We start from the raw sequence: 1,310 nt of genomic DNA on the forward strand, positions 1-1,310 counted from the left end.
CGTTCGTTGCTCGTGCGGCCATCGGCCCACCGGCTGGTCCGGCTGGTCCCGGAACGGGGACGGGACGGGCGGCAGAGCTGACACCGCTGTCCGGTCGCGTGGGGTGGCACCGCGGCACGCCCCTGACCGGTACGGCGGTATGACAGCGTTGCCACCGTCCGGACTATCGTTCCGCTTCGCCTCGTCCCGCCGCAGAGAGAGACTGCATGCTGATCCGACTTCTGCGGGCCAACCTCGGCCCCTATGTTCGGCCGATCGCGATCCTGATCGGCCTGCAGCTGCTGGCGACGATCGCCATGCTGTACCTGCCGACCCTGAACGCCGACATCATCGACCACGGGGTGATCGTCGGCGACACCGGCTACATCCTGCGCACTGGCGGGATCATGCTCGGGATCGCCGTCGTGCAGATCCTCTGCTCCGGTGCCGCGGTGTACTTCGGCGCCCAGACCGCGATGGCGTTCGGCCGGGACGTCCGGGCGGCCGTGTTCGACCGGGTGCAGTCGTTCTCCGCCCGCGAGATCGGCCGGTTCGGCACACCCTCCCTGATCACCCGGGCCACGAACGACGTCCAGCAGGTTCAGATGCTGGTACTTATGATCTTCATGCTGATGGTATCCGCGCCCATCATGTGCCTGGGTGGCATCGCGCTGGCCGTGCGTCAGGACGCCGGGCTGTCCACTCTGCTCGTCGTGATCGTGCCGGTTCTCGGAGTGATCATCAGCCTGATCGTGCGCCGGATGCGGCCGCTGGGCCGGGCGATGCAGGAACGCCTCGACACCGTCAACCGGATCCTGCGTGAGCAGATCAGCGGGTTGCGAGTGATCCGCGCATTCGTCCGGGACGACCACGAGCAGCGCCGGTTCGGGGTGGCCAACGCCGAGCTGACCGACGTCTCGCTGCGGTTCGGCCGGCTGATGGCGTTGATGTTCCCGCTGGTGCTCACGGTGGTGAACGTCGCCAGTGTGGCCGTGCTGTGGTTCGGCGCGCACCGTATCGACGCCGGCCACATGCAGATCGGCGCGCTCACCGCGTTCCTCAGCTACCTCATGCAGATCCTGATGTCCGTGATGATGGCCACCTTCATGTTCATGATGATTCCTCGGGCCGAGGTGTGCGCGGAACGCATCCAGGAGGTGTTGGAGACCGAGTCCACCCTGCTGCCGCCGGCGAATCCGGTGTGTTCCCTTGACCGGCACGGCGAGCTGGAGCTGCGTGACGTCGGGTTTCACTACCCGGGAGCGGAGGCGGCGGTGCTGCGCGGGATCGCTCTGCGGGCTCGGCCCGGCCAGACCACCGCGATCATCGGC

Annotated in this window: 1 protein-coding gene; it reads left to right on the forward strand. The window is 67.5% G+C overall.

From position 1 onward, the window contains the following. Positions 1-206: 206 nt before the first annotated feature. On the forward strand, positions 207-1,310 hold a 1,104-nt coding region (locus tag DD1DGNOD_RS29295; RefSeq protein WP_241255653.1), incomplete at its 3' end, for an ABC transporter permease.

The organism is Candidatus Protofrankia californiensis, from assembly GCF_900634765.1.
Classification (GTDB): Bacteria; Actinomycetota; Actinomycetes; order Frankiales; family Frankiaceae; genus Protofrankia; species Protofrankia californiensis.